The organism is uncultured Ellagibacter sp. (assembly GCF_934617235.1).
Classification (GTDB): domain Bacteria; phylum Actinomycetota; class Coriobacteriia; order Coriobacteriales; family Eggerthellaceae; genus Ellagibacter.
Genome location: NZ_CAKTTZ010000005.1, coordinates 72094 through 81188 on the forward strand (window position 1 = coordinate 72094; position 9095 = coordinate 81188).

A 9095-nucleotide genomic window follows, 5' to 3' on the forward strand; every position below is an offset into this window, starting at 1 on the left:
GACGCCCTCGACGATTCGGAGCTCAATGCCCAACTTCTCCAAACCCATTAACCGGGTGCTCTTCTTGCTTTGCGTCATCGCAACGGGATCTATCGCCGGTGCGTTCGTGTGGGCGTTCTTCTTCTTAATGGACAAGGGAATCACATTCTTCTGGGCCACGCTGCCCACGCTCATCGGTCAGGCAGCGGACACCCATCTGCCAGGACTTGCCGAAGGGCCGTTCGGCTTTTTGCCGTATCCGATTCTCGTTTGCGTCGGCGGCGGGCTTCTCATCGGGCTTTTCGACAAGAAAACGGGCGCGCGTCCCGAAGAGCTCACCACCGTCATGGGCAAGGTGAAAAAAGACGGCCGCTACAACTACGAGGGCATCGGCAAGCTTTCTCTCGCGGCGCTTCTGCCGCTGCTCTTCGGTGGGTCAATCGGCCCTGAAGCTGGGCTTACGGGCGTGATCGCGGGGCTTTGCACCTGGGTTGGCGACCGCATGCGCCGTTTCGGAGCCGACTTCCGCGCGCTTACCACCATCGGCACGCAAGCCGCATTGACCGCGCTGTTCACCGCCCCCTTGTACGGCTTTGTGGCGCCGCTCGCGGGCACGGCGGATGCGCCCCAAAACGCTCAGGGCGAGGTCGACATCAAACTGCCGCGTGCGCAGAAAACCTTCGTCTACCTGTGCGCCATCGCGGGCGCGCTTGCGACGTTTCTCCTGCTCGGCGACTTGTTCGGAGGAGGAATGGGCCTGCCGCGGTTTGCCGGGATGGAAATAGGCGCCCTCGAAGCCGCCCTCGTCATTCCCGCCGCCCTCATCGGGTGCGCCGCCGGATGGGCCTTCCACACGTCGTCTTGGGCATCGGGGAAGCTGGCACGTCGCATGGGGGAGCGCTCCGTCGCGAAATCAGTGCTTGGCGGAATCGTGCTCGCGGCATGCGGCATGGCGCTGCCCTACACCATGTTCGCGGGCGAGGCGCAAACGCATATGCTGATGGATAGCTACCTCACGATCGGCGCGGGCGCGCTTATCACGACGGGACTTATAAAAGCGGCGCTCACTCCGTTTTGCATCGAGATGGGCTGGCGCGGCGGGCATTTCTTCCCACTCATCTTCGCAGGAGTGAGCATAGGGTACGGGTTTTCCCTGCTCACCGGCGCGGATCCCGTGACCTGCGTCGCCGCGTGCACCGCAGGCTGCATGGGAGCTGTCATGCGCCAACCCGTGATGGCGGCGCTGCTTCTGATCATGTGCTTCCCGGTGAAGGGAGTTGTCGTTACGATCGCGGCTGCAGCCATCGGGGCTGCCATTCCCCTTCCGAAGGCAATCGCACCCGCCAAGCTGCAAGGGAACGCCCCAACATCGCCGCACCGCACAAATCGAGAAACCAAGGAGGCCGACGCATGATCAATTTCCGCATGCTCATCGATGTTTTGAGGCACTCGGGTTTCGGGCCGATCACCTGCGTATTCGCAGCCGCTTTCCTCATCTGCTCGACCGCCGTGTGGCTTGCCGACCCCCAAACCCTCACCTTCGGCGACGGGGCCTGGTTCTCGTTTGAGGTGGTATCGACCATCGGCTTCGGCGACGTGAACGCGTCGGGCCCGGTCGCGCGCGTGACAGCCGTTATTCTCAGCGTCCTAAGCATTTTCTACATCGCACTTCTCACTGGCGTCGTGGTGAGTTATTGCACAACCGCCCTCAAAGCGCGTCAAGAGGGGACGCTCGCCAATTTCGCCGCCAACCTCGAGCGACTCGACGAGATGACCCCCGAGGAGCTCGCCGCGTTCTCCAAGCGAGTGAAGGAATACCGTCGCACGCATTAACGGCGGAGCGCGTATCGCGCCGAGCTGAGCCGCCGCGATACGCACACAACCTCAAAAGTCCCCAAAGGAGCATTTCATCCCCCGTGAGGGACACGAACGGGTCCGTCTCTGCGCCCTTCTGATGTTAAATCACTGGCGTTAACGTTAAATTGTGCGCGCGTTCGTGCAATCTGGGGCACAATGAGGGGCGACACAGAAACGCGAGCAAGAAGGAAGGCTCGCGGGCGCGGCATCCGCCGCATGCAGGAAACGAAACGACAAGGAGCACTTTCGTGGCTAAGGTTAATCCGAATTACCAGATACTTCCGGGCAGCTATCTCTTCTCCGAGATCGCCCGTCGCACGGCGGCCTATTCCGAGGCGCACCCCGAGGCAAAGCTCATCAAGATGGGCATCGGCGACGTGACGCGCCCGCTCGCACCTGCCGTCGTCGAGGCTATGCACGCAGCCGTCGACGATATGTCGAAGCCCGAAACCTTCCACGGCTACGGCCCTGAGCAGGGCTACGACTTCCTGCGCTCAGTCATCGCGGAGAAGGATTTCCACGCTCGCGGGGTCGACATCGCCGACGACGAGATCTTCATCTCTGACGGCGCCAAGTCCGACTGCGGCAACATCGGCGACATTCTCGACGTCGACAACGTCATCGCCGTTTGCGACCCAGTGTATCCCGTGTATGTCGATTCCAACGCGATGGCCGGCCGCGCGGGCGACTACGATGCCGAAGCCGAGCGCTGGACGAACATCACCTACATGCCCACCACCGCTGAAAACGGCTTCTGCCCTGCGCTTCCCGAGGGCAAGGTCGACGTCATCTACCTCTGCAGCCCCAACAATCCCACGGGCACGGTGCTTACCGCCGAGCAGCTGAAGGTGTGGGTCGACTACGCCAACGCCAACGGCTCGATCATCATGTTCGACGCCGCCTACGAGCGCTTCATCACCGAAGAGGGCGTGCCCCACTCCATCTACGAGGTGGAGGGCGCCAAGACTTGCGCCATCGAGTTCCGCTCGTTCTCGAAGACGGCAGGATTTACCGGTGCGCGTTGCGGCTATACGGTGGTTCCTAAGGAACTCGAGCGCGACGGCCAGAGCCTGAACGCCATGTGGAACCGCCGCCAGTGCACGAAGTTCAACGGCGCGAGCTACATCATCCAGCGCGGTGCCGCGGCAATCTACACCGAGGAAGGCGAGCGCCAGATCGAGGAGACGCTTGCGTACTACCGCAACAATGCGCGCGTGATCAAGGAAGGCCTCGAAGCCGCCGGGTTCACCGTGTACGGCGCTGTGAACAGCCCTTACATTTGGTGCAAGACCCCCGAAGGAGTTGGCAGCTGGGAATTTTTCGACAAGCTGCTCACCGAGGCGAACATCATCACCACGCCGGGCGCGGGCTTCGGTCCCTCGGGCGAAGGCTACGTGCGCCTGACCGCCTTCGGCGACGCCGACGCCACGGTGGAGGCCATGGAGCGCATCAAGAAGCTCATGGCGTAGCGGCGCTCGAGTAGCATAGCGAGCCCCATGCGGTGGGAAGAACACTGCCCGCCGCAGAGCGCGCTCTTCCCACGAAAGAGCTTAGGAGCAAAACTAAAAGGAGCCTCGAGCATTGTGCCCGAGGCTCCTTTCTTCTTGTGCGGCCAAACCGAGCGAGCGGCCGCGCTAGCCCTCTGCGTGCGCCGACCCCAGAATCCGCGCACGCTATCGCGTCGACCCTAGCTCCGCGTCAGCCTTAGAATCCGCCTTGGCTTGCGCGCTCGGGGACGAGCGTGCGGCGCTTTCCCTTCGCCCAGTTCATGCTGCGGAACTCCTTCACCTCGTGGAAGTTGTAGTTCTCAGCCCACATGAAGCAGAAACCGCGCAACTCGTCGAGCAGCTCCTCAGGCGTGCCCGCGTGTTCGTCCTCGATGTAGGTCTTGAACACGGAGTACGTTTCGCTCTTGTCGTGGATGCGCACCTTGGGGAAGCGGATGGAAAGCCACGTGCGGATGGCGGCGTTGAGCTTCTCGGCACCAGGGTCGTCGCCGAACATGACCTCGATCGGCTCCCAGTATTCCTTGTACAGGCGCGTTTGCTCGTCGTGGTCCATTGCGATGAGCAGGTAGTTGCGCACCAGGTCGGCCGTCGTCAGCGGCACGCCGCGCGCGTTCAGACTCTCAAAGATAAGCTGCGGGTTGTCGCCACGGTCGAGCTCCGCGTCGATCACCGTGAGCACCTTCATGCCCGCCCATAGCACGTCAGCGTCGAAGTCGCTTTTCTCCATCTCGCCGTAGAAGTAGTCGAGGTTTTCGGTGATGCGCTCGGAGGGACGCTCGGGCATCGGCGTTGCGTTCACCACGGCTTCAAGCGTCGGGCAGTCGTTGAGCGACAAGATGAGCTTCGCCGCTGTGCCGCCGCCCGTCTTCACGTGGAGGAATGTGCCGGAGATGTCGTCGGCGGTAAGGCCATCGGCGGTCGAGCCGTGAGCGCGCAGGTACTTCACGAGCGCGGCGATCACGATGGTGAGCGTGGTCATGCGCTGCTGGCCGTCAATCACGTCGAGCTGGTGTTGCGCCGTTTTCGCGAAACAATCGGGCGAATAGAGCACCGTGCCAATGAAATGCGCGTTGCCCGTGCGGCCCGAGCGGTTGATGTCCTGCCACAGCCCCTTGCATTGCTGTAGGCCCCAGGAGTACACGCGCTGGTACACCGGGATGACGAACTGGGTATCTTCTGTTCCCAAAAGGTCGAGGAACAGCTCTTGCTTGGTTTGCATGCGTAAAACTCTTTCCCATATCGCGCGCGAGGAGTCGCCCTCGGCGCGGCCTTCATCTTGCACCCGAAGCGTCGCCGCGGGTGCGGCCCCAAAAAACCGTGAAGGATTATAGGACAGGCGCCTATGGATGAGTAGATGCTCGAATTCGATTGAGTAGGAGAATCCGCAATTCGCGCACAGTGGATAACCTGACGGCCAGGAGCGACGAAAGGGGGCAGGCATCCAGAAGTCCTTGGAGTTTGAAATGGCACTCCCGAATCAAGGACACAGCGGCCGTGACAAGAGCGTGCACCAGAAACGTTTCTCTATGCCAGTCGCGAACACCCTAGCGCATGGCGTCCATATAACGTGCGAACGAGCCGATTTCCGTAATCTCTGCCACCCCGGAAACCGCCGCTCCCTCGCCATCCATAACTGCAGACGCCTCGACCAAAAAGCCCTTCACGACCTCGCCGTCTTCTAGCTCGATGCTCCCGAAACCAAGGGGTGCGGGAACGGATGCGACAAGCGAGCCGAACGCCGCAGCAGACATACGGTAGAGCTCAACCTCGATGCCCGCGCCACCTTCGACACTGCGCAGAAGCCCCGGCTTCACCGGGTCGGTGGAAAGCGCGAAGAGGCGATAGGTAGGGGCGGTTTTCGCTGCCCCCAAAAACTCGGCACCCAAGTCCTCCAATTGAGGATGCAAAGCAAATCCACGCATATGCTGACCGCAGACGGCAACTACGATCTCCCTCGGTTCCGCGAACGCGCGAGCAGCCGACAGAAGCACGCCCTGAGAAGCCGCCGCCGCAAAAAGAGTAATCCCAAACGGATGCTTTTCAGATGCTTCACCTGCAGGAACATCAACAGCAACCAAATCGCACAGATTGCAGTGGTTGGTGTAGAGGCCCATGAGCGAGTTCGTGCGAATAGGATCGGCGCGAACCTCGTCGCGCGTAAAGGTACCGCCTGCCGTGGGCATAACGAGGACTGCGTCGGCGAAAAGCGCGCGGGCGCGGGCGCGGGCGGCGAAAACGGTATGGTACGCGGCAAACGCGTCGGCGGCGGAAAGGTCCAGTCGATTGCCGCTCTCCAGAATCGTGCGCGTCACAGGGAAGACGTCGTCGGCATGCTCTGACACAAACGACCCCAGATCGCTCCAACGCTCGGCGACCCAGGCGCCATCGTAGAGGATCGACGCGATGTCAGAGAGCCACTGCGTGTCAATGCGCTCGAAGCGGGCGCCGTTTGCCCGCGCCACATCCTCGAGCCGATCGAGTGCGCGACGCCACGCGGCGCGATACTCTTCGGCAAAGCTGCCATAGAAATTCGGCTCGTCGCGAGGCACATAAACCGTGCGTGGGAAGGCGCCGACCGCTGAGCGATCGAACTCACGCGACCAGGCGCATGCTTCGTCAGGACCGCTCGCCACCGCATCGACCGCTTCGCAATCGTCGAGCGTACGAGCAAACACGGTCACGCAATCAAGGCTTGCGCAGGCAGGAACCACGCCAGCCGTCGACCAGGACCCCAACGGCGGCTTGAAACCGACAAGCCCGTTCAGCGCAGCGGGCACGCGGCCAGACCCTGCGGTATCGGTCCCAAGCGAAAAAGCCGCCATGCCGAGCGCCACCGCAACCGCCGAGCCCGAAGACGAACCGCCGCTGATAAGCGCAGGATCGAGCGCATTCTCGCATTCGCCGTAGGGGCTTCGCGTGCCGACAAGCCCCGTCGCAAACTGGTCGAGATTGGTCTTGCCAACGGGGAAGGCGCCTGCATCGATAAGCTTCGCGACAACAGTTGCGCTCTGCTCGGGGGTGTAGGCGTAGGCAGGGCATCCGGCAGTTGTTGGCACTCCCGCAAGGTCGATGTTGTCCTTCACGGCAAAGGGAATGCCCCACAGCGGCTTCTGCGCGCGCTCCTCATCTTCCATGCTTTCGAGCGCTTCAAGATATGGATTCACAAAATCCCAGGTAGGTGCCACAATCCATGCATTATGAGAAGCGTATTCCCCCGCGCGGGCAATAATCGCCTTTGCAACATCGCGAGGGGAGAGGTCCCCCTTCTCGAAGGCGCGGTGAAGACCCGCTATCGTAAGGTGGTCGGGAACGAACTTGCTATCCATGAAATTCTCCTTAGGAAACGAAGATTGACGGGGCGAAAGGGGGAGGGCGAGGGGGGGGCGAAACGCATCGCCTCTAGTCGGGCCTTACAGCCGCAACCATCTGTCCTGCAGTGACGAGCGACCCCTGCGCGACGACGAGCTTCTCGACCGCGCCCGCGCACGGCGCGCAAACAGGAAACTCCATCTTCATGCTCTCGAGCACGACGACCTCGTCGCCTGCTTCCACATGAGCGCCCGCGTCAGCCACGACCTTCCACACCGCGCCCGAGATCTGCGCGCTTACAGGCTCGCACCCCGCAGGAACCTCATCGTCGGCGAACGTCGCCTCTGCCGGCTCGTCGGAGACGAACACATCGAGCCCCTCTTCGACCCAGCGATCGTGCTCCGCCTGGAAAGACGCCTCCTGATGGTCTTTGAAGCGCGCGATGGACTCTTCGTTCTCCTTAAGAAAGCGCAGGTAGTCTCCGAGGTTAAACGTCGTCTCCTCGATTTTTGGATTGAAGCGCCCACGCAAGCAGTCGCGACGCAGCTTGAGAATCTCATCCGCCCCGACGGGATAGAAGCGCAGCTGGTCGAAAAAGTCGAGCAGCCATGGCTTGCCCGGAGCGAACGCGGCAGTCGGTTGCACGGGATTCCACATCTGGGTGGTGCGGCCCACGAATTGGTAGCCACCGGGACCCTCCATGCCATAGACGCACAGGTACGCGCCGCCGATGCCTACCGCGTTCTCGGGCGTCCAAGGGCGGGCAGGATTGTACTTCGTCGTGACCATGCGATGGCGCGGGTCGACAGGCGTGGCCACGGGCGCACCCAGGTACACGTCGCCCAAGCCGAGCACGAGGTAGTCGGCATCGAAGACGATGCGCCGAACATCATCAACGCTGTCAAGACCATTGATGCGCCTGATGAACTCAGGGTTCGAAGGACACCACGGCGCATCGGGGCGCGTGGTTTCCTGGTAGCGGCGAGCAGCGAGCTGCGTTTGCGGGTCGTCCCATGAGAGCGGTAGGTGCACGATGCGCGAGGGCACCGTGATGTCCTCGAGGGCGGGAAGGGCGGCGTCTATCTGCGCTACACGAGCGCACATGTCGGCCATGCTGACCTTACTCGGATCGAAATGCACCTGCAGCGAACGGATACCGGGCGTAAGGTCGATCACATCCAGGTCGCTCTTCTCGATATGCTGCATGAGAACATGCACGCGGAATCGCAGCGCGATATCGAGCTTCATGGGGCCGTATTCCACCAGGAGCGCGTCCTCGCCCGACTGGCGGATGCAAAGCGCCTCGTCGCCTTCGCCCCGCTTAAGCAAGATGGCATCCTCGGGGACGAAGGGGCTCGCCTCGGGCAAGGAAAGTGCCAGGTCGAAGATCCCTTCGCACGCCTTCCCGCCAGCAGCGTCGGGCGCTATCGCGGACTCACCGCACGCTGCCGAGCGCACAGTTGCGATGGCGTCCTCCATGCGTTCGCGCAGCGCGGCGGCCTCGCCAAGGGAAAGCACCTGGAAGCGAACCTCATCTCCTGGGCGCAGCTGGCCTAAAATCCAGCGCTGCGAGAGGGCGACGACCACCGGGCAGACAAATCCGCCCAGGCTCGGACCGTCAGGCCCCAAAAGAATCGGCTGATCACCCGTCAAATCGAGCGCGCAGATGGAGTAAGGGTTGTCGTGGATGTTCGACGGATGCAGGCCAGCCTCGCCGCCGTCCTCGCGCGCCCATTGCGGCGCGGGACCGTTCAAGCGCACGCCCGTACGGGCCGAGTCGTAGTTCACCGTATAAACGGCACTCGTGAGCGTGTCGAAGAACTCAGGGCGCAGGAACTCACCGTCGGAAAGCGGCCCCACGATGACGCCGATCGTCCAGGAATGCCCGAACGAGGGCACGCTTTGCGCGGCGACGGAAAAGCCCATGCACAGGTCCGCGGGCGCGGGCGCGGGCGCGGGGGCGGGAGCGGGAGCGGCAGCTGCGCTCAACAACGCATCGTCACCCTCCGCATCCTCGAACAACGCGAGCACATCTCCCGAGCGCAGGGCGCGACCGTTCACCCCACCGAAACGCCCATCGACGAACGTCGAGCGCGAACCGAGGATAACAGGAACATCAATTCCACCTTTGACCAGCAAATACGCACGCATTCCATCGGAGGCGGCCCCGAAACGCAGAACGCTTCCCCGCTCGGCGCGCACTGCAGTCAAGCGCGCAACGGGCTCGCCGTCGAGCGTTGCCGCCATATCGGCGCCCGCAATGCAGAACCAGCATGCGCACCGGAAGCGGTACGCACCGCCGCGCATGGTGAGCTCGAGGCCTGCCGCCCCTTCATCGTTGCCGAGCACCGCGTTGCCGAGGCGAAAGCTGTAGGAGTCCATCGGCCCCAAAGGAGGCACGCCAACCGCCCAGTACCCCACCATGCCGGGGTAGTCCTGCAC

6 protein-coding genes are annotated in these 9095 nt (G+C 62.5%); 3 read left to right on the forward strand and 3 right to left on the reverse strand.

Annotation, left to right across the window (positions count from 1 at the left end):
* Positions 1–25 precede the first annotated feature (25 nt).
* The 3 genes from Q0G85_RS02015 (at position 26) to Q0G85_RS02025 (ending at position 3305) form a co-directional block, all read left to right on the forward strand.
* Positions 26–1393: a chloride channel protein gene (locus Q0G85_RS02015; protein ID WP_297154244.1), complete on the forward strand. Its 1368-nt coding sequence runs from the start codon at positions 26–28 to the stop codon at positions 1391–1393.
* Positions 1390–1812, forward strand: coding sequence for a potassium channel family protein (locus Q0G85_RS02020; RefSeq protein ID WP_297154246.1), 423 nt, complete (start codon positions 1390–1392; stop codon positions 1810–1812). The genes Q0G85_RS02015 and Q0G85_RS02020 overlap by 4 nt, the downstream gene beginning before the upstream one ends.
* A 272-nt stretch (positions 1813–2084) precedes the next feature.
* Positions 2085–3305, forward strand: a complete 1221-nt coding sequence (locus Q0G85_RS02025; RefSeq protein WP_297154248.1) for an LL-diaminopimelate aminotransferase — start codon at positions 2085–2087, stop codon at positions 3303–3305.
* A 235-nt stretch (positions 3306–3540) separates the two neighbouring features.
* Here the strand turns inward: Q0G85_RS02025 and Q0G85_RS02030 are convergent, their stop codons facing one another.
* From Q0G85_RS02030 to Q0G85_RS02040, 3 genes are all read right to left on the reverse strand, one after another.
* A complete protein-coding gene (locus Q0G85_RS02030; protein ID WP_297154250.1) occupies positions 3541–4563 on the reverse strand; it encodes a DUF262 domain-containing protein in 1023 nt (340 codons plus the stop codon).
* Positions 4564–4888: 325 nt separating this feature from the next.
* Positions 4889–6670, reverse strand: coding sequence for an allophanate hydrolase (locus Q0G85_RS02035; RefSeq protein WP_297154252.1), 1782 nt, complete (start codon positions 6668–6670; stop codon positions 4889–4891).
* A gap of 73 nt (positions 6671–6743) precedes the next feature.
* Positions 6744–9095 (reverse strand): 5-oxoprolinase/urea amidolyase family protein (locus Q0G85_RS02040; protein ID WP_297154253.1); only part of this gene is annotated, 2352 nt, incomplete at its 5' end.